Genomic DNA, 19,364 nt, shown 5'->3' on the forward strand with positions numbered 1-19,364 from the left:
ATTTTGTTTAATACGTCTAAAACTAAGTTATTATGGAACCCGAGTAAGGGTCATTGTAGTAGGAACGGTGAATCCTCTTACATATTCGGTGTTTAATGAAACAGTGCCCGTTGGTTCTTTTAAAGAAAAACTCATTTGATTAGGGGTAGCAGGATCAATAATAATTTCTGCTTTTCCACGTTTATCCTTTTTTTGATCCATAAATCCCATAAATAGCCTCCATTCTTCCCGAGGAATTGTTAACAGAGACCATGCCTGCGGGGTATTGGGTGATTTCGTGAAAGTCTCTTCTATAACCACCCCGTTCTTCACGTACGAATGCCGGCCTAAGATGACAGAATAAAGTACACCATTTGGAAATGGGTATGACGTGTCACGCGTAAGAACTAGCCGGAACACGTCGGTTCCGGAGTGCCACTCCCACGTTCCCAGAAAAGCGGAAGCAAGGGGCAGCGCTTGCCCTCCTCCTCCAGGCGCTGCTTTGGCAGCCGAGTTTCTTTGGGCGAGAGAATTTGTGCTCAGCACTAATACCAATGTTAAAAGCAATATATTTTTCATCGAGTCGTGTGTTATAAGCAAGGAGTTGAGACTACTTCGTTTTGATCATTCACGCTGAGCGTGGTCCAGGTATCCGCTGCTCTGTCATGCTTCAATATTGTTATACCGGCACCGTTCTGATCTAGCATACTTAGAAATGCTTTTTCACTGGCAGATACGGCACTATTTTTGTACCCAATTCCTCCTGGCCTATCATAGTAATACAAATTTTCAAGTGAAATGACTGCATCTACATCGTGCAACCAAATACTTCCGAAATTTAAAAATTGATTATAATTAGTAATCATTATTGAATAGTCAACGCCATTTTGAGTAAACAAAGAACTGGTAAACGCTTTATCATCTCTCATATGCCCGTCCTTCATTATATCAAACATTGCTTTTAAATCACCACCCGAATGCACATCTAAGCATTCAACATAATGATTATGGCTGATCCCATCTAAAGGAATGCTTTTATCATAAATCATGCTTACAACGGGCTTACCTGGAATACCAGGAGTGCCTACATATGTTGAAAAATCGTGCTTGTCATTAAAGGCGTAGCTATATTCTGCATTTCCAGATGTTTTGGCTATCAGCTCATTTTGGGCTGCTTTGAAGGCCGGTATCTGGTTCTGCGCATTCATGCCTTCGCAAGGGGGAAGAGGAGGATTGTTGTCATCATCTGGATCAATATCACCATTATCGTCTCCACCATCTCCGTCTCCATCTCCATCACCTTCCCCACCATCGCAGAGCCTGTAGGTATTCCAGGCTCCCAGATGATAGACCGTTTCCGTTCCGCAGGAAAGCGTAGTGCCCCAAGGCTCTATACAAGTACCTTCTCCGTCGTTATGCACTATCTGAAACTCCGGAAATGAGTATGGGCGAGGGCAGGTCAGAAGCCATGAGCAAGCACGATATTCCACACATTGAGTGGTGCCTTGCGGAGAGGAAGCCGTGTTGCCGGTGAGCGTACGTTGCCCTGGTCGTAGGCTGGTGCCTCCGTTACCGTACGTGTGCTCTCTGCTTCCATTTTTATACTTGTATAACACTACCCGCCCCGTACCGAGGTAGCCAATGAGCACGTCGCCGCTGTAGGTTTTCAGAAAACCAGGCATACCGGGCGTAGCCGCTGATCCACGCAATTTATTTTGTGGCGCACGGTAGAAGAATGAAAGCAAGCTGCACTCCCAACCGCTATAGGTACGCTTGAAGCGCAGATACCTTTTTTCTCCAACCGTTTGTAGTGCATACGGCTGGCTGGGCAGCTGTGGTCTTACCGGAACAAAAACGTACCCTTCAGCTCCCGGCTTCGTTTTGATTAGCGCCTCCTGCCACATCAGCTTCCAAGCCAGCGTGCCCGTAGCTTGGCCGGTTCCGCCTATAAAATCAGCGAGAAGCACTTCGTACTGTTTTGCTGCAACAAGAAGCTGCAACTCTTCTATAGTCGCTCTTTTTGCATCTACTCCACTTACCAACGGGGAAATTTTTCATCGTCTGGCAGGGTGCAACCAGGGGCTACTATACAGGCAAGGCCACCAATGAGCAGCAGATTGCGTAATCGCAAGAGGAAATTAAACATGAAATAGAGTAGAGCAAAAGGGATGATGCGACCAGCACGAGCGCATATGTATAGACACCTACTAGAGGAAGGAGCCAATAAAAAATTATAGGTCAAGCCAGAGCGGATGGGCACAATAAGGCACGACAAACTTAGTGAATATGCTCTATAAACTGGTAGAAGCGCAAACATGTCGGAGCGGTCTTCGGGGGCCAGCTTACATGTTTTTGCCCCAACGCTAAGCGCCCGAAAATCAGCGCTGAAAACGGCCTATATCGTTATGAACGGCCTAAAAACGCGGCCGGAGGCAACGCGGGGCGGTTTGGGGGCGTATCGGAGCCAAAGACTTTTGGCACCGTTTTTTCTTTCGCCTGTCTATTCCCGCTTCTCTCCTTCCTAATTTCTGTCCTATGCATCGCTCATTCCGCAAGTCTTGGCTTCTCTTTAGCCTCGCGGCAGCTTCCCTCGGCTCGGTTTCCTGCTCCAAAGACGGCGACGGCGTCTTGCTATTCTCCATTGAAGACGACCGCACCCTCGGCGACCAGGTAGCCCGCCAAACCGACTCGCTGATGCGCGTGAAGCCCAACGAATACGGCCGCCTGCTTACCCGCACCCAGAATCCTGCCGCCTACGCTGCCCTCGACCAAGTGGTGAACAAAGTGCTGGACTCGGGCAAGCTCACCTACCGCACGGAGTTTCCCTGGGATGTAAAAATTGTGGAAAAGGAAGACAAAAATGCCTTTGCCACGCCCGGCGGCCATATCTACGTGTATACCGGCCTCATTAAGTACCTCGACCGGGAGGCCGAGCTGGCGGGCGTTATCGGGCACGAAATTGCCCACGCCGACCGCCGCCACACCTCCAAGCAGCTGCAAAACGACTACGGCATCAGCCTGCTGCTGAGCTTGCTGCTGGGCGACAACCCGAACCAGCTCGTGCAGATTGCCGCCGGCTTGGGGCAGCTCAAGTTTGGCCGCGAGTTCGAAACCGAAGCCGACGACTACTCGGTACGCTACCTCAGCGGCACGCAGTATGCCTGCGACGGGGCGGCGGGTTTCTTTATCAAAGCCCAGAAGGAAAGCCCCAGCAACCAGCCTACCTTCCTGAGCACCCACCCCGACCCCAACAACCGGGTAGCGGCTATTCAGGCAAAGGCGCAAGAGCTTAACTGCCAGAACAAAACCCAGACGGATACCAACCTGATTAACCTCAAGAATTCGCTGTAACTCCCTCAGCACTATCGTGACAAAGGCCCGCTACCTGGTGTAGCGGGCCTTTTTGTTTGGGCGCTGGCCACCGCTGCGCGCAACTTGCCGGGGGCCTGTCTGCGTACTACGTAGCCACAGTATGCTTTCTTTACGCGCACTATGTCACTTCTAAACCACCTCGGCGACTGGGCCGAAAAAGCCGACGACCTGATGCTGCGAGCCCGCACCCGCCTGGGCCTGCTCGACCCCATCCAGATTGTTACCTACCGCAGCTACGGCACGCCCACGCGCCTCTACGTGAAGGGCCGCCTGCTTACCGATAAAGGCATTGGGAAAGCCGATCCGAGCGACTCGCGCTGGCACAACCTGATGAACATGTATCGGCGATTCGAGAGCAATGAAATTGCCGGCGCGCAGGTTGTCGTGCGCCCCACCGACAACTCCGAGCATACGATAGTAACGGATGACGAAGGCTACTTCACTTTGAATCTGGAGCCGAAGACGTTGCCCGAGCCCATCGATTTTATGTGGTATCCGGTCGATGTGCTGCTCAAGTCAGTACCCGCGCCGCTGCCGCTGCCCGCTGGCCTGTCGGCCCAGGCTCCGGTGATGATTCCGCCCGTCGACGCCGAATATGGCATCATCAGCGACCTTGACGACACGGTGATTCAGACTTCGGTAACGGATATTATGCGCATGGCCCGCACCGTGCTGCTGCGCAACGCCCGCTCGCGCCTGCCCTTCAAAGGCGTAGCCGAGTTTTACCGGGCTCTGCAGCTGGGCCGCAATGGCAAGCGCAACAACCCTTTCTTCTACGTCAGTAGCAGCCCCTGGAATCTCTACGACCTGCTGGAAGACTTCCTGACCCTGAACCAGATTCCGCCCGGCCCGCTCCTGCTGCGCGATTTTTCCGTAGTGCGCAAGTCGGCCAAGGACACGTCGGAACACCACGGCCACAAGCTGCGCGAAATCGACAATATCCTGCTCACCTACCCCAAGCTGCCTTTCGTGCTCATCGGCGACAGTGGGCAGGAAGACGCCAACATTTACCGCGAAGTGGTGCGGCGTCACCCCGGCCGCGTGCTGGCCATCTACATCCGCGACGTGCTGCACCCCGAGCGGGCCATGCTGGTAGAGAAAGTATCGGAAGAGCTGCGCGGCGACAACGTGGAGATGCTGCTGGTGCAGGACACCGTGCAGGCCGCCGAGCATGCCGCCCGCACCGGCCTGATTTTCCGCGAAGCTATTCCGGCCGTGGTGGAGGAAAAGCACAAGGACGAAACCACACCCGCCGACCCCGGCGAAGCCCAGGACCAAGGCGCGTAAATCCTTCAACGAGCCAAACTGAGCGTTTTCGGTAACCTGTTGCAATGCCTCAGATAGTCTTTAGCAGCACAAGTGGACCGCTCGTTCTCGTGTTACGCTGATCTTTTTTCTTGTCTTGCCTTATCTGGCGTCCGCTTGTTGAAGCATGACTGCCGTTTTGCCAAAATAGAGTTTCCAGACACAGCCTGGAGCGGTTTCGAATTCAGTGTACGGGGCAACAGTAGCGCGAACTGTGTAGTTCGCATCCCCGCTCCGATAATACGAATGCGAACAGCGCGGGGACGCGAACTACACAGTTCGCGCTACTGTCCATTGACCTCGAAACCACTCTAGTGTGACAGTAGAGATGCTTTGAAAGCGTGGACGACAGAGCAAGCAGGACGCTCCCGTAGCTTTTTTATTCAATTTCAAACCCGCGTTACCTGCTAAGCCCTACTGCCGGCACCGATAGTAGGGCTTGGTAGGTAACGCGGGTTTGAACTACTTTTTTAGCTCGAATGGTCGGCGACGATAACCCACTGGCCGTTGATGCGGCGAAACACCAGCAAAAAATGGCCCGTCAGGTCGCCGGCGGCGGGGCGGGCCAGGTGCCAGCGCCCTACCACCTGCGCGGCCTGGGCGCTGATGGGCGTGATATGCAGACCCGAAAACGTGAGATGGCCCATAGCGGCGGCATCGGGGTAGCTACGGCGGTAGTTGTCTAGCGTGGGCTGCCACCCGTAGGTCAGTCCGCGCTTGCCGATGAACACCAGCGAATCGGACTGCCAGTAGCCCTGCATGAAGCTGGCCACGTCGCCCCGGTTCCAGGCAGCCGTTTGCGTGGCCAGCACCTGCTCAATAGTGGCGCGCGTGTTGATAGGTGCCGTAGTAGCACAGCCCCCCAAGGCGGCGCTGAGCAGGATGGCCACAAACAGTTTTTTCATGTGCGAGAGACCTATAGTAAGCAGTTAAAATCAGTCGGCAACCAACTCGCGCACGTAGGTCGTGCCGCCCAGGCGGCGCATGTTGCGCATCACGCGGCGCTGCTTGGCGCGGGCTGCCGGGCCGGGGTTGCTGGCCCGAAACCGCAGCGGATTGGGTAGCACCCCAGCCAGTAAGGCCGCCTCGGCCGGCGTCACGGCACTGGCCGACTTGTGGAAGTAGCGCTGCGATGCCGCCTCCACGCCAAAGATACAGTCGCCCATTTCGGCCACGTTCAAATACATTTCCATGATGCGGTGCTTACTCCAGAGCAGCTCGATGAGCATGGTGAAATAGGCCTCGGCGGCTTTGCGAACGTAACTGCGGCCATGCCACAAAAACACGTTTTTGGCCACCTGCTGCGATATTGTACTACCGCCTACCAACTGCTTGCCATCCTGCATATTGGTTTTTACGGCTCGTTGCAGCGCGTTGAAATCGAAGCCGTGGTGGCGCAGAAACAGTTGGTCTTCGGCCGCAATAAGAGCCAGCGGCACGTGCGGCGATACTTCGTCGAGCGTCAGGAAATCGTAGCTGATGCGGCGCTCTTCTTCCCGAATACCATAGTAGCCTTTGCCCACCGGCGCGTGCGCCCGGCGCTCCAGCATAAGCCAGGTAGCCGGCGGCGACACCCAGCGGTAAATCAGCACCCAGGCAATGGACACCAGAAATAAAGCTACTCCTACCTGCAAGGCCACCCGCCAGGTTTGCCGCCAATACCGTTTATAGTCCGTCACGCTCTCCGAAATAGGCTGATTCATCGGGAGCTTTCTTACTGGCTCCTCGCGCAAAAATAGCGGAATTATGTCCGTGCCGCCGTACCCAACTGGCTTTTAGCCGTACTTTTCGTTGGTTTCTCTGTTGTGTCTCTATGTCCCGTACGTTAGCCCTGTTTCCGTTGAGTCTGGTGGTTTTTCCCGGCGAAAAACTCAATCTGCACATTTTTGAGCCCCGCTACCGCCAGTTGGTTCGCGACTGTCTGGAGTCGGATATCACCTTTGGCATTCCGCCCTACCTGAACGAAGGCGTTAGTGAGTTGGGCACCGAAATGCGCCTGCTCGGCGTCGATAAGCACTACGACAATGGTGAGCTCGACATTCGGACCAAAGCCGTGGGCGTGTTCCGGATCAGGGAGTTTCACCGCCAGGCCCCCGGCAAGCTCTACGCCGCCGGCACCGTAGAAGACATTCGCGACGACCCCAGCCAAGACCTGACCATTAAGGACCGTATCACTGAGTATGTGCAGCAGCTCTACACTGCCCTGGGCTTGCGCAAGCTGTTTGTGGACTTGCCGCCCAACTACCGCATCTACGACGTGGCCCACAACCTGGGCCTCTCCACCGACCAGGAATACCAGCTGCTGGCCGCTACGAGCGAGCAGGAGCGCCAGGAAATAGTGCTGGAACACCTGGAGCATATTTTGCCCGTAATCATGGAAACCGAGCGGCTCAAGGACCGGGCGCGACTCAATGGGCATTTCAAAAACCTGACGCCGCCTAATTTTTAGCCTTTCTCTTCCTGGTCCTAGCATAAAGCCGCCCGGTTTCAGTCGGAGCACCCAAACGACATCAGCCAGAAACCCGTACCCCTACCGCCCTTCTTCGTCCCGCCACTTGCCAAGTCCTCCTTCCCTTCTGCTGTACCTGCTCGTGGCCGTCTCGGCGGTCGTCGTAGCCTGGCTGTTCCAACGGTATCGGCAGGAGCGCCGGTATCGGCGGCAGGTGTACGTGGCGGCTGCCGCCGCCGATTGGGCCTCCCACCAGCCCGACCCGACCAGTGCCCTGCGCTACCGCCTGGCCCTGGTCGGCGACCTGGGGGCCGTGGCCACCGACGGCCACGACCCGGTTCTGAATCTGTTGCAGCAGTGGCTGGGAGAAGCCGGCGAGGCCAGCGGCGTCGTGATTCTCGGCGACAATGTGTACCCGACGGGCATTCCAGCACCTACGCACCCCGGTCGGGCGGTAGCCGAGCGCCGGATGAATATTCAGTTGGATGCGTTCCGGAGCTACGCCGGAAGAGTCGTTTTTCTGAGTGGCAACCACGACTGGAACAAGGGCCGCCCAGACGGCTATCAATACCTGCTGCGCCAGGAAGCGTATGTGCTCCAGAATCTGCCGGCTGCTCATTACCTACCCCCCAAAGGCTGCCCGGGCCCCGTGACCTTGCAGTTGGCCGAAGGGCTGTTGCTGGTGGTACTCAACACGCAGTGGTGGGTGCAACACGGCCCGCGCCCCCTCGGCCCCGAGTTTGGCTGCACGGCCCTCAACGAGACAGAGCCGTTCGAGCAGCTGCACGAACTTCTAGAGCATAACCGCCACCAGCAGATCGTCATTGCCGGGCATCACCCGCTGTATTCCAATGCCCTGCACGGTGGCAAGTTCACGGCCAAGCAGCACTTGTTTCCACTAACGGCCGCCCACAAAAGAGCCTATGTGCCGCTCCCGGTGCTGGGCTCCCTTTTTCCGGTGTACCGCCAACTCATTGGGGCCGAGGAAGACATGGCACACCCGCGCTACCGCAAAATGCGCCGCCGGCTGCTGCGGGTGTTGCACCAGTTCCCCAACATCATCTACGCCGCCGGCCACGACCACAACCTGCAGTATTTTCACTACCGCAAGGGGCATTATCTGGTAAGTGGGTCGGGAAGCAAAACGGCTTTCGTGCAGCACGGCGGCAAGTCTACGTTCACCCACGAGCACAAGGGCTTTTTCGGGCTTGAGTTTTACCAGAACGGAGATGTGTGGCTGCGCACGTACGAGCCGGGTCTACCCGCGTCCGACAGCCCGGCCGCAGCCGAGGTATTCCGCAAAAAGCTGCTCAGCGGCGCGGCTGTGCCCGCAACAGCAGCCGCTACGCCTGCAGCGGCTGCAGCACCCGCAAGCTCCGCGGCTGCATCGTGACCTGAACCGGCGAAGGCAGTTGCAGGGGCTCGCCATCTACCTGCACCAGCACTTGCGTTTGGTCAACTACCTCCACCGTGGCTCGCCGGCAGCGCAGGCGCCGGGTGTAAACGGACGCGTCGAAGTCCTCTGTGTAGAGCTGGTATAAAATGCCCAACGAAGCTGTACCCGGAAACGGTTCTATCAGGCAGATTTCGAATTCGCCGTCGTCCAGCCGGCTATCCGGATTGATGACCATGTTACTGCCAAACGTGTTGGCATTGGCTATTGTGACCATAAACACGGCTCCCACAAAGGTTTCCCGGTCGGTGGTGATGCGGTACACAGCCGGCTCATAGCCCAGATATTCCTGCATGGCGATGCGCACGTAGGCACCAGGCCCGCGCGTATTGCCCTTGCAAAACTGCTCAACTATCAGGGCATTGAACCCCAGGTCGGCGAGGTGGGCGCAAAAAGTACCGCCTACCTGCAACGTGTCGATGGCCCGGACCTGGTGCTCCCACACGAGGCGGAGCGCCTCCTCCTGATCCTGCGGAATTCCGAGGTCTTTCGATAAGCCGTTGCCGGAGCCCAGCGGCAAAATACCCAGCGGAACATCAGTAGTTGCCAGTGCAGAAGCCACCAGACTCACCGTACCATCGCCGCCTGCGGCGAATACTGCGTCGTAGCGCTGCTGTCCGATGTGGTACCGCAGCTTCTCCTCGTCGTGCTCTCCGGTGGTGTGAAAAAAACTTGCCGTGCGTCCCCGCTCGGCACAATAGTGCTTTATGGTTGCCTCCAGCGAAGACTTATCAATATCCCCGGAAATGGGATTCAGGACGAAAAGCAGCTGGTATAGTACGGGGGAGGAAGACATGAGCGGGAGTAATAAGAAGCGGCGTCAACGTCCGTTTCTACGGGGCCAAACGCACTGTGGCCGGACGTATGCCCGGCCACAGGTGAAAATCAGACGAACGTACCGGCTATTCCTTCAAGCCGGAGGGCAAGCCCTGCGGAAACTGGGCGGCAATATCCTTCTGCAACTCTCCGATGCGGTTGCCGGGGTTGGGGTGAGTGCTCATAAATTCCGGTGTCCGGCTCTCGCCACCGGCCTTTTCCAGGATTTCCATCACCTGAATCATGGCCCGGGGGTCGTAGCCGGCCTGCGACGTAAAATCGACGGCAAGCTGGTCGGACTCCAGCTCATCCTGCCGGCCAAAGCGCATAGTGACCAGCTTAGCAACCATAGCAGTGGCAGCAGCGGCGGCGGCCGTACTGGGCCGTTCGGGGTCATAAATAGCAATGGCGGCAGCGCCGGTTAGTCCCTGCGTCAGGCTGGACTTAGCCACCTGTTCGGCCGAGTGGCGGCCTACTACGTGGCCAATTTCGTGGGCCAGCACGCCAGCCACTTGCCCTTCCGTACGCAGGCTCTTCAGAAGGCCCGCCGTGATGAATATTTGCCCACCCGGCAGCGCAAAGGCATTAATCGTGCTTTCATCGGCCAGCAAGTGAAACTGAAACTTATAGGGCGTCTGCCCCGCTTTGGTGCTGCGCACCAATTGCTGACCAATTTCCTCGACCCGGGCCGCCGCCTGGCGGTCGGGGTGCAGGCCGCCATACTGCTGGGCCATTTCGGGCGCGGCTTGCAGGCCCAGGGCAATTTCCTGGTCCGTGGTCATATCCACGTGCTGCACCTCACCCGTGACTTCGTTGGTCGAGCGTTTGCAGTAGTACGTTATTAGCGAAAACCCGGCAATTATCAGGGCAATCAGGTAGCGAAGTCCTCCTCTCATGGGGTGTGGCTGTAGAAAATGGGCGGATGAAAAACGGCCCGTACAGGCCCTTGCGCTTGTAACGCGTAGCCGGAAGCAGGGTTGTGCCAGAGGCGGCATACCCAAATTCGAGGTATCTGCGTATCAGGCCTGCACCGCTTTTATGCGGTTTCGGATTTTCTTCTTTTACGCTACTCCTCTTTTCATATGAACCAGAAACGCGCGTTCGGCTCCATTCTGACAATTCTGGGCATCATCGGCATTATTGCCGGGGCCCTGGGCTTTTTGCAGATTGGCGGTATCGGCCTCAGCAAAATGAATTCCCTGGTGCCCTTCGCCGTGGGTCTGATCTTCTTCTTTGCCGGCATCAACCTCGTGAAAACCACCAGCGACCGGGCCTGATTTCCACGATACGGCAACCCCTGGCAGCAAAAAACCCAGCCAAATGGCTGGGTTTTTCTGTGAACACAAATCTGGCCTTGGTTAAAAGTCTGGTCCAAATGTTAATTGGCGAGCTTGTTAGTAGCCTTACTAGCCCAGGATTATCAAGACATTGACACCACAAAACCAATCATTTAGCAACATCACTTAACCGTTTTCAGAAGCAAAGTACAGATTCTGCGTCGCGCTTGTCGAGTTAAATGCACTTTGATTGCTGAACAAGTTTTCTGTACAAAATTGGTCTGTTTCCCATCCAATGTGCCCAGTTGCAGATGGTCTACAGAGTTGTACAGAAATAGGGATGTTTCACTGAACAAGTAGCCCTGAGTGACTCGTCCTGAAAAAAGTTGACCGTTTGGTGGTAGTCCGTCTCTGGGTTGACCAATTGTCCAATCCTGAAAAAAAGTTGTCAGTTTCTGCGTGAGAAGAAAAGGGTTGATTCTAGTCCTGATAGCAGATTGTCAAGTTAGGCTATATCGGTTGATGTTGGGGTCTGAGCAGTCTTGTACACTTTGGGTTTCCAGTGCTTTTGCAACGGCTCGGTACTGGCGTGGGCGGCTGCCGGCGTGAGATACCCGCAACTCATGTGAGGACAAAGGTGGTTGTAGTTGCGCACGCTTTGCTCGACCGCACGGGCCGCTTCGTCAAAGGTGGTAAACACGCGGTTCAATCGGAAATCCGCCTTCAAGATGCCGTTGACGCGCTCGGCTACCGCATTCTCGTACGGGTCGCCGTGTTGCGTCATGCTGATGGCAATCCCCGCTTGGCGCAGCCGCTGAATGTAGGCGAAGCTGCAGTACTGACTGCCCCGGTCCGAGTGATGAATCAGGGAATCGGGGCGGGGCTGCTCGCTTTGCAGGGCCATTTCTAACGCTTTCAACGAGCCCTCTACTGCAAGCAGGGGATGCAAGCAGTAGCCGACAATGAGCTTCGAATACGCATCGGTCAATAAGGATAAATAGCCAAAACCCAACCCGATGCACAAGTACGTAATGTCGCAGACCCACGCCTGCTGTGGTGTTGTAAGCGCGATGTCCACCAACAAGTTGGGATACTTACGCAGGCTGTGCGCAGAATTCGTCGTTTTCGGCACTGACCGCTTTTGGCGCAGAATCAAGTCGTGCGTTTGCAAAAGCTGATGCAGTTTGTCGCCGCCCATTTGAATGCCACTCGCCGCGAGTAGTTGTTGCAGCAACAGATGCAGCTTCCGGGTACCCAGACCGGGAATCTCCCGGCGAAGGGCGAGGACCAGGTCCAGCACGAGCAAGGAATGGCCACGCACCCGTTGGGCGAAGTGCTGGCGGTGATAAAAGGCTTGTCGGCTTACACCAAACAGTCGACACAGGTGACCGACGCTCACCCGCACGATTTCATTTTCCTGAAGTCTCAGGACTGTTTGGTGCCAGACTTTTTTCGGATGGGCAGTTGCAGCTCTTGCTCGGCCACCGCAATCATGGTGTGAAGGGCTAAAATCAGTAGGTTGGCTTGCTGGAGCGCTTCTTCCAGCTCGCCGTTGCGCTGTTTTAAGGCCTGCACGTCCCGTTTTTGCGTTCGTGTCATAGCCGGGTTAACGAACAAGCCGGTCTGCACCTTGCGCTGGTAAAGGCTTACCCAGTTACGCAGCGTGTAGCTGTTGTGGATATCCAAGTCGGCCATCACCTGGCTGGGCGATTCGCCCCCAAAGACGATGCGGAACGCCGCCGTTTCTTTGAACTGCTCGCTGTACTGAAAGCGCTGAAGTAGCGCGCGAATATGGTCTTCCATGAGACAGTTTTTAGGCCAAAAACTGTCAACTTATTTCCGGACAAGACAGAGTACCCGCTGAATGCAGATAAAAGGGTAGGCCAAAAATCGCATGTGGAATAGCTTCCCATCGGTCGGCGAATAGCGCACTTGAATGCGCAGAATGTCCTCCCACTAATGTCTCGGCGGTGCTAGTACCCTTGTGCGCCTTGCGGCTGCCATTCTGCTTTTAACACGGACATCACAATTTTATCGTGAAATACGCCTTGCCGACAAGCAGCCTGTCGTAGACGCCCTTCCACGACAAAGCCAGCTTTCGTGTAGGCTTTCAAACCACCCGTATTCGATTCGGAAACCGTGAGCATAATCCGATTGAGTTGGTGGCTGGTGAAGGCGATGTCAACGATTTGCTTCGTTACGGCCGTACCCACGCCCTTCCCCCACGATGCTTTCTCGCCGATAAAGATGAAGTACTCGCCCGATTGATTCGTTACGGAAATACCCGAGAGGCCTGCATAGCCAATCAACGCGTTGGTTTCCTCCAAATAGATACCTAAGTTCAGGTTGCTCGCCTGCTGTAAGGTGGCCGCAAACCACTGGTCAATCTGCTCCGTGGTCTTCATGCGTTGGAAAGCCGAGAGCGAATACTCGATGACTTCGGGGTCGCGGAGCCACGTGTAAAAGTGCGCAACGTGTTCCGGTTGCAAAGGAGCGAGCTTCACCATAACCCTGTTCTATCAGTTACTTGCCGTGGAGTAGGCAGGCGCTAAAAGTAAGCATGCTATAAACCCAAATTTGACTCTCGGACCAAAGAACCAATTTTATCGTGTGGCTGCCCTGTTTGACAGCTGCTCACTTAACTTCTGTACCAAACTTTTAACCAAGGCCAAATCTGTTGCGGTTTGCCAATCTACAGCTGCGCTAGGCCCTGACTGCGGGCAAAAGCTGCCAGGGCGGGGTCCAGCTGCAAAAATGAGGAGGTATAGTTAACGGCCGCCGGCGCGTGGGCGTATATCACCGAGCCGCCCTTGATGACCCGGATAATGTCGCTGGCCTGGCTGGCTGGCAACGCGGGGCAGCCCTGGCTACGGCCCAGGCGGCCGTGCTGGCGCACGAAGTCTTCGCATACGTACTCGGCTCCGTGCACCACCACGGCCCGGCTGCCGGCGTTGCTATTGTAGCGAGGCTCCAGGCCCCGCAGCTTCAGCGACAGGCCGTGCTTGCCGTTGTAGGTATTACCGGTCAGATAGAACCCGATGCTGCTCTGCTCCGAGCCATTCACGTTCGAAAAAGCCTGGGCAAATTCCTCACCCGTGTTCTTACCGTGCGCTACCAGCGTATGAAACAACACCCGCTGCTGCTTCAAGTCTATCACCCAGAGGCGCTTGAGGCGACTGGAGCGACTGAAATCGATTACGGTCAGCACTGGCTTGGAGGCCGAGGCCAAGCCGCGCTGCTGCAAGTTGTAGTACCCGATAAGCGCCTCCCGAAAAACATCTACCGGCATTCCGGTGGCCGTGAGGCCGCTTTGTGCGTACGTCAGCAGCATGCGCTGCTCAAATGCCGCCGTGTAAAATGCCCGCCGAGCCGCGACAGTAGCCGACAGCGTATTTTTTTGGGGCCCGCCCGGGTTATCAGCGGCAGGAACCAGGGTTGGGAGCAGAATCGTAAGTGCGGTCAGTAGTACGCCCGCGAAGGCAGTCCGTGTAGTGGGCATGGGCTGAAATAGACCTATCAGGAGAACGAAAACAATTGACCGGAAACGCGGCTATACAAATCTAGTACTTTAGCACTTCAGTATCATCTTTCTTGGCGCTTCTAACGCGTCTCACCCGCCGGCGGTTCCCGACCTTTTTTCAGCCATGACTCTTCGCCACATATTGCCTGTTTTTTTTGGCACTCTGCTTATAAATGCCTGTGGTCATTCCTTGCCCGAGCTGCCTGGTTTCGACGCTGCTGCCTGGCGCCGCGACCCGTATGCGTGTACCGACCAGCGCCGCAACCAGCTGCCGGCGCTGCAGCAGCATCGGGAGCTACTGTACGGCACCCGAGCCGACGCAATCGGGGCTTTATTTGGCCGCCCCGATGAGGAAGAGCTGAGCGAGCAAACCGAAAAAACCTATTTCTATTACCTGGAGCCCGGTTCGCAGTGCGCGCCGAGCCACCAACGCTCCACAGCCAACAAGCTGATTCTGCGCTTCGGCCCGCTCGGCACCGTGACGGAAATTCTCTACGAGCGGCCCGCCATCATGCAACCGCCTGCTGACGCTACTCCATCAGCTAAGTAGACAACAGCGCAAAATTTCGGACCAGACACAAAAAAAAGAGACCCCAAACGCGGAGCCTCTTTTTTTTGTGTCATGCGAAGAATGCGCCAGTCAACTGGTGCTGATAGTTAGCCAATACCGCCCTCGTTCGTGGGCTGCGTCGGCACCGAGTCGCGCTGCTGCTGATTGCGGTACACGCTCAGCTGAGTAGGCGTCAGAATCCGACTGCATTCGGCTTCGTACTGGGCTTCCAACTCCGCTATTTTGGAGTGCTGCTGACCAGGATTGGCTTTGTATTCCCATTGAATCTCATCCAAACGGGCCAGCTTGATTCGGTTAGCGGCTCGCAGGCGAATGTACTGGGCTTCGTTGAGGTGCAGTTGCGTGACCATCTGACGGGTCAGATCGACAACGCGGGCTTCGGAAACATCCCCGGAACCCGGCATCTCGGCGTATTTATCCCGCATTTGAGCTTGAGCCGAAACGGCTGCACTCAAAAACAGAGACAGGGCAAGCAATAGGGATTTCATAGTAAGCGTAGTGAGGAGTGCGTGGAAGGGAAGCAGACGTAAAAGGTGGACAAAGAGGCCAAGACAAAAAATCTTAGCGAACTCATTCACTATATATTGTCCAAATATATATTCATTTAGTCAAACTTACAACTCTATTATTAACATCCTCTTCTTGGTACTAAGTTCCTATCAGATATAAATAGGACATAAAAAAAGCCGGTTTCAAAGGCTGAAACCGGCTTTCCTAAAGCGTTAGTTTGTTTTACTCTATTCCTTCGAGTGGTTTGTGGTCGGCGCTCTTATAGTACTGCATGGCTATCAGCGAAATTATCATGCCCGACATCACGCTTTGCAGCAGTATGGCCAGAAAAGCAATGGTCACCGACAGGTCGAAGCCGAACAGATCCAAGGCGCGCAGCCGGTCCATGATGCCGGGATTGATGACAGTGTAGATGACGAAAAACAAGCCGAATATGACCGAGGCCACCATGGAGGTAATAATACCGGTACCAAAGCCGTGCAGGTACGGCATCCGGTCGTTGCGGACACGCTTGTAGTGCGAAATAGCCATGCAAATGCCGATAGCCAGCACCGCGCCGTTCAGGAAGCTAAACTCGACCCGGTCGGTCAGGTGCAGCAGCGAGGCCACCAGGAAATACAGAATCATGCCGCCGGCCGTGAACATACCGTAGCGGACGCCATTTCTTTCGGGAGTCAGGGTCACTTTGTTCATAAAACAGGAAGGGGAAAAGAAGTAGGAGGAAGACAACTGCGGCGGCGGAACTGCCAGAAGCCATGGGCTGTTGAAGAAGCACACCTCCTGATTCGGCCGGGCTGGTTGTACTTTATATACTTGATTCTGTACGGGGATGTTGTGTGAGTACTTATTTTTCCGAGTTCCCGCTGGTTCGTTCACGCAGCTTTTTGGGCGCTGGCAGGCACGCCGGCGCAGCCAGCGGTTCAGTTATCACGCTTTAGAATGCCGCATTGGGTCTGGGAAATATAATGCCCCACGCATTTTGCGTATTTTTGCGGGCCGCTAGATATTTTTACCTGCCACTACCCGGCGCTTTCCCCGTTTCTTCGCTTTTTCCTCTGTATGATCAGTACTTCCAACGTCAGCCTGCGCTACGGTAAGCGCATCCTTTTCGAAGACGTAACCATTAAGTTTTTGCCCGGCAACGTGTATGGCCTTATCGGGGCAAACGGAGCGGGTAAATCAACTTTCCTCAAAATACTCTCGGGCGAGATTGAGCCCAACACGGGGTCCGTGGTGATGCCCGCCGGGGCCCGCCTGTCGGTGCTGCGGCAGGACCAGTTTGCCTACGACCAGCACCCCGTTCTCCAGACCGTCATCATGGGCCACACCAAGCTCTGGAAGGTGATGGCAGAGAAGGACGCGCTGTATGCCAAGCCCGACTTCTCGGATGCCGACGGCGAGCGGGCCGCGCAGCTCGAAGGCGACTTTGCCGACCTCGAAGGCTGGAATGCCGACTACGAAGCGGCCGAGCTGCTGTCGGGCCTCGGCATTGGCGAGGACAAGCACTTCACGATGATGGGCGACCTGGGCGGCTCCGACAAAGTGCGGGTGCTGCTGGCGCAGGCCCTGTTCGGCAACCCCGACGTGCTGCTGCTCGACGAACCAACCAACGGCCTGGACGCCGAAACGGTGCTGTGGCTCGAAAATTTCCTCGACAACTTCCAGAATACGGTAATTGTGGTCAGCCACGACCGCCACTTCCTGGATGCCGTGTGTAACTACATGGCCGACCTGGATTTCTCGAAAATCACGATGTATCCCGGCAACTACTCCTTTTGGTACGAGTCGTCGCAGCTCGTGCTGAAGCAGCGCCAGGACGTGAACAAGAAAACCGAGGACAAGCGCAAGGAGCTCGAAGAGTTCGTGCGGCGCTTCTCGGCCAATGCTTCTAAGTCGAAGCAGGCTACCTCGCGCCAGAAGCTGCTGCAAAAGCTCACGCTGGAAGAAATTAAGCCCAGCTCCCGCAAGTATCCCTACATTGCCTTCAAGCCCGAGCGCGAAGCCGGCAACCAGCTGCTTACCATCGAGAACCTGGGCAAGGCGGTAGACGGGCAGCCGGTGTTCCGTAATGTGTCCTTTTCGCTCGACAAGAAGGACAAGATTGCCATTATCAGCCGCGACGACCGGGCTGCTTCCCTCCTGTTCGACATCCTGTTTGAGCAGATTAAGGCAGATGCCGGCGACGCGAAGTGGGGCACCACGATTACGCCCTCCTACTTCCCGCGCGAAAACGCCGAGTTCTTCGACACCGACCTGAACCTCGTGGACTGGCTGCGCCAGTATTCTACCGAAAAGGACGAGAGCTTTATCCGGGGCTTCCTGGGCCGCATGCTCTTCTCGGGCGAGGAGTCGCAGAAGAAGTCGAACGTGCTGAGCGGAGGCGAAAAAGTGCGCTGCATGCTCTCCAAGATCATGATGGAATCGGGCAATGTGCTCGTGCTCGACGACCCGACGAACCACCTCGACCTGGAAAGCATTACGGCGCTGAACAACAGCCTGCGTGACTATCAAGGCACGCTGCTCTTCTATTCCCACGATTTGCAGTTCATTGAAACCGTAGCCAACCGCATCATCGAGCTCACGCCCGACGGCATCATCGACCGGCGCATGACCTATGAGGAGTATCTGGCCGACGACCAGATCAAAGCTCTGCGGCAGCGCAAATACCAACTCGTATCCTAAGTACGTTCTAGCTCTCTATGAAACGCATCCTTTTAGTGCTGGCTCTTGGGAGCACCGGCTTGTGGCTGGCTCCGGCTGCCCAAGCCCAGACCGATACGACCCGCACCACCGTCAAGCCGCAGCTTAATACGGCTCCTCCTGGCAGTGCCGTGCCACGCCCCGCGCAGCCCTCTAGCCGGCCGGCGGTGCCCGTACCCGCGCCACCACCGGTAGACCAGCCGCTACCGCAGCCGCAGCCGGGCTCCAACTCTCCTTCGGGCTTAGAGCTTCCGGCGGGGACCAGCTCGGCCGAGCAGCCCAAGCCGGTGTACAAGCTTTTTCTGTACGGCAATGTCGGCTTGGGCTATTCCAGCTACAATGGCATTGGGCAGTTTAGCGCCAGCATCGGACCCTCGATTGGCTACCGAGTCACCGAGAAGTTCGCTATAGGGCCGGGGGTGAGCTACTCCTACAACAACTACTCCTTCCAGGGGGCAGGAAACCTAAAGCTGAACAGCGTGGGGCTGAAGGTTTTTGCGCAGTATATCGTCTACCAGCAATTCTTCGCGCATGCTGAGTACGAAGCTACCCGAAGCGAGTCTTTTGATCTGGTACCGGTGAGCGCTACGCAAGCCGCCATCGTGCCCGTCACCCGCAACTACCGCACTCCACTGGCCGGCATAGGCTACCGTACTCCGATTGGCGACCGGTTCGCAGCCGATATTGTCGTGCTCTACAATTTCAATGATGGCTACACCGCCGATGGCAGTCCGCTCTCACCGTATGGACAGCCGGTTATCCGCTTCAACTTTTTGTATAACCTGAAGTGGAAGCTGTAAGACTGCCGCTATAGCCCACAAAAAAGGCGGCTCCCCATTACGGGGAGCCGCCTTTTTGTTTTTCAGACTAAAGTAGGGCTGGCCGTAGTTACACTACGCGGCCACCGCGAATAACGCGCAGCAGAATGGCGATGATGGCAATGACCAGCAACACGTGAATCAGGTTATTGCCTGCCATACCTGCGCCGAGTACGCCGAAGAAGCCCAAGGCCCAAATGATGATCAGAATTACAGCGATGATATACAGTAGGTTTCCCATGGTGGTGGTGATTGATTGGGTTGGAAGGAAGGAAAATGAAAGAAGAAAACACTTCAGCTTACTGGCAGTTGTAGTGGGTTGAAAGTTGCTGGTAAGGTGATTTTCGGATTTGTACGCGCGCCTTTTCAAAAGGATATATTGTGATTCAAAAATTTACATAATTCCGGCTTATTTCCCTTGCAAAACCTGCTTCACAGTCTGCAAACAGCCATTTGCGAGCCGTGCATTTTTTTTACTTCTGCTACTGCCGCAACCCCTGCCAACTTGGGCTGCCGGTTATTTCAGAGTAGCTTTGCGGGCGCAGGCCGGCTGTTTTTGGTCGGTTGTTGTTTCCTTCTTCTTTCCCACCCTCC

Annotated in this window: 21 protein-coding genes; 8 read left to right on the forward strand and 13 right to left on the reverse strand. The window is 55.7% G+C overall.

Features of this window, described 5'->3' with window-relative positions; translation table 11 throughout:
• Positions 1-30: 30 nt before the first annotated feature.
• Both E5J99_RS16180 and E5J99_RS16185 read right to left on the reverse strand, forming a co-directional pair.
• Positions 31-558, reverse strand: coding sequence for a DUF6705 family protein (locus E5J99_RS16180; RefSeq protein WP_135498860.1), 528 nt, complete (start codon positions 556-558; stop codon positions 31-33).
• Positions 559-569: 11 nt separating this feature from the next.
• The gene (locus E5J99_RS16185) at positions 570-1,979 is read right to left on the reverse strand and encodes a hypothetical protein (protein WP_135498861.1); all 1,410 of its coding nucleotides are present in this window, start codon (positions 1,977-1,979) and stop codon (positions 570-572) included.
• 535 nt (positions 1,980-2,514) lie between these two features.
• On the opposite strand from E5J99_RS16185, the gene E5J99_RS16190 reads away from it, so the two are divergent.
• Both E5J99_RS16190 and E5J99_RS16195 read left to right on the forward strand, forming a co-directional pair.
• Positions 2,515-3,330 carry a M48 family metalloprotease gene (locus E5J99_RS16190; protein WP_135498862.1) on the forward strand — a complete coding sequence of 272 codons (816 nt, stop codon included), beginning with the start codon at positions 2,515-2,517 and terminating at the stop codon, positions 3,328-3,330.
• A 141-nt stretch (positions 3,331-3,471) separates the two neighbouring features.
• Entirely contained in the window at positions 3,472-4,638 is a 1,167-nt protein-coding gene (locus tag E5J99_RS16195) for an App1 family protein (RefSeq protein ID WP_135498863.1), read from the forward strand.
• Between the two features lie 488 nt (positions 4,639-5,126).
• Here E5J99_RS16195 and E5J99_RS16200 read toward each other — a convergent pair whose 3' ends face one another.
• Both E5J99_RS16200 and mtgA read right to left on the reverse strand, forming a co-directional pair.
• Positions 5,127-5,561: a nuclear transport factor 2 family protein gene (locus E5J99_RS16200; RefSeq protein ID WP_135498864.1), complete on the reverse strand. Its 435-nt coding sequence runs from the start codon at positions 5,559-5,561 to the stop codon at positions 5,127-5,129.
• A gap of 30 nt (positions 5,562-5,591) precedes the next feature.
• Entirely contained in the window at positions 5,592-6,359 is a 768-nt protein-coding gene (gene mtgA / locus E5J99_RS16205) for a monofunctional biosynthetic peptidoglycan transglycosylase (protein ID WP_135498865.1), read from the reverse strand.
• A gap of 110 nt (positions 6,360-6,469) precedes the next feature.
• Here mtgA and E5J99_RS16210 point away from each other — a divergent pair, with 110 nt between their 5' ends.
• Entirely contained in the window at positions 6,470-7,105 is a 636-nt protein-coding gene (locus tag E5J99_RS16210) for an LON peptidase substrate-binding domain-containing protein (RefSeq protein WP_135498866.1), read from the forward strand.
• 106 nt (positions 7,106-7,211) lie between these two features.
• Positions 7,212-8,498, forward strand: a complete 1,287-nt coding sequence (locus tag E5J99_RS16215) for a metallophosphoesterase (RefSeq protein ID WP_135498867.1) — start codon at positions 7,212-7,214, stop codon at positions 8,496-8,498.
• On the opposite strand, the gene E5J99_RS16220 is transcribed toward E5J99_RS16215, so the two are convergent.
• Positions 8,449-9,354 carry a diacylglycerol/lipid kinase family protein gene (locus E5J99_RS16220; protein WP_135498868.1) on the reverse strand — a complete coding sequence of 302 codons (906 nt, stop codon included), beginning with the start codon at positions 9,352-9,354 and terminating at the stop codon, positions 8,449-8,451. The two genes, E5J99_RS16215 and E5J99_RS16220, sit on opposite strands and share 50 nt — an antisense overlap.
• Positions 9,355-9,460: 106 nt before the next feature.
• Complete coding sequence (locus tag E5J99_RS16225; protein ID WP_135498869.1) at positions 9,461-10,270, reverse strand: M48 family metallopeptidase; 810 nt, start codon at positions 10,268-10,270, stop codon at positions 9,461-9,463.
• Between the two features lie 186 nt (positions 10,271-10,456).
• On the opposite strand from E5J99_RS16225, the gene E5J99_RS16230 reads away from it, so the two are divergent.
• Positions 10,457-10,651, forward strand: a complete 195-nt coding sequence (locus E5J99_RS16230) for a hypothetical protein (RefSeq protein ID WP_135498870.1) — start codon at positions 10,457-10,459, stop codon at positions 10,649-10,651.
• A gap of 505 nt (positions 10,652-11,156) precedes the next feature.
• Here E5J99_RS16230 and E5J99_RS16235 read toward each other — a convergent pair.
• The 4 genes from E5J99_RS16235 to E5J99_RS16250 form a co-directional block, all read right to left on the reverse strand.
• Positions 11,157-12,080 carry an IS3 family transposase gene (locus E5J99_RS16235; RefSeq protein WP_135498871.1) on the reverse strand — a complete coding sequence of 308 codons (924 nt, stop codon included), beginning with the start codon at positions 12,078-12,080 and terminating at the stop codon, positions 11,157-11,159.
• Positions 12,077-12,454 (reverse strand): transposase, encoded by a 378-nt coding sequence (locus E5J99_RS16240; protein WP_135498872.1) that lies wholly within the window; start codon positions 12,452-12,454, stop codon positions 12,077-12,079. Before E5J99_RS16240 ends, E5J99_RS16235 begins: the two co-directional genes overlap by 4 nt.
• Positions 12,455-12,624: 170 nt before the next feature.
• Complete coding sequence (locus tag E5J99_RS16245) at positions 12,625-13,158, reverse strand: GNAT family N-acetyltransferase (RefSeq protein WP_135498873.1); 534 nt, start codon at positions 13,156-13,158, stop codon at positions 12,625-12,627.
• 185 nt (positions 13,159-13,343) lie between these two features.
• Positions 13,344-14,150, reverse strand: a complete 807-nt coding sequence (locus E5J99_RS16250; protein ID WP_135498874.1) for a murein L,D-transpeptidase catalytic domain family protein — start codon at positions 14,148-14,150, stop codon at positions 13,344-13,346.
• A gap of 145 nt (positions 14,151-14,295) precedes the next feature.
• Here E5J99_RS16250 and E5J99_RS16255 point away from each other — a divergent pair, with 145 nt between their 5' ends.
• Positions 14,296-14,721 (forward strand): hypothetical protein, encoded by a 426-nt coding sequence (locus E5J99_RS16255; RefSeq protein ID WP_135498875.1) that lies wholly within the window; start codon positions 14,296-14,298, stop codon positions 14,719-14,721.
• A gap of 107 nt (positions 14,722-14,828) precedes the next feature.
• On the opposite strand, the gene E5J99_RS16260 is transcribed toward E5J99_RS16255, so the two are convergent.
• Positions 14,829-15,230, reverse strand: a complete 402-nt coding sequence (locus E5J99_RS16260) for a hypothetical protein (protein ID WP_135498876.1) — start codon at positions 15,228-15,230, stop codon at positions 14,829-14,831.
• Positions 15,231-15,474: 244 nt separating this feature from the next.
• Positions 15,475-15,945: a DUF4199 domain-containing protein gene (locus tag E5J99_RS16265; RefSeq protein WP_135498877.1), complete on the reverse strand. Its 471-nt coding sequence runs from the start codon at positions 15,943-15,945 to the stop codon at positions 15,475-15,477.
• 366 nt (positions 15,946-16,311) lie between these two features.
• Here E5J99_RS16265 and E5J99_RS16270 point away from each other — a divergent pair, with 366 nt between their 5' ends.
• A complete protein-coding gene (locus E5J99_RS16270; protein WP_135498878.1) occupies positions 16,312-17,934 on the forward strand; it encodes an ABC-F family ATP-binding cassette domain-containing protein in 1,623 nt (540 codons plus the stop codon).
• 17 nt (positions 17,935-17,951) lie between these two features.
• Entirely contained in the window at positions 17,952-18,752 is an 801-nt protein-coding gene (locus E5J99_RS16275; protein WP_135498879.1) for a hypothetical protein, read from the forward strand.
• 88 nt (positions 18,753-18,840) lie between these two features.
• On the opposite strand, the gene E5J99_RS16280 is transcribed toward E5J99_RS16275, so the two are convergent.
• Positions 18,841-19,011 (reverse strand): lmo0937 family membrane protein, encoded by a 171-nt coding sequence (locus E5J99_RS16280; protein WP_135462063.1) that lies wholly within the window; start codon positions 19,009-19,011, stop codon positions 18,841-18,843.
• Between the last annotated feature and the right edge of the window lie 353 nt (positions 19,012-19,364).

It is taken from the genome of Hymenobacter elongatus (assembly GCF_004745955.1).
Taxonomy (GTDB): domain Bacteria; phylum Bacteroidota; class Bacteroidia; order Cytophagales; family Hymenobacteraceae; genus Hymenobacter; species Hymenobacter elongatus.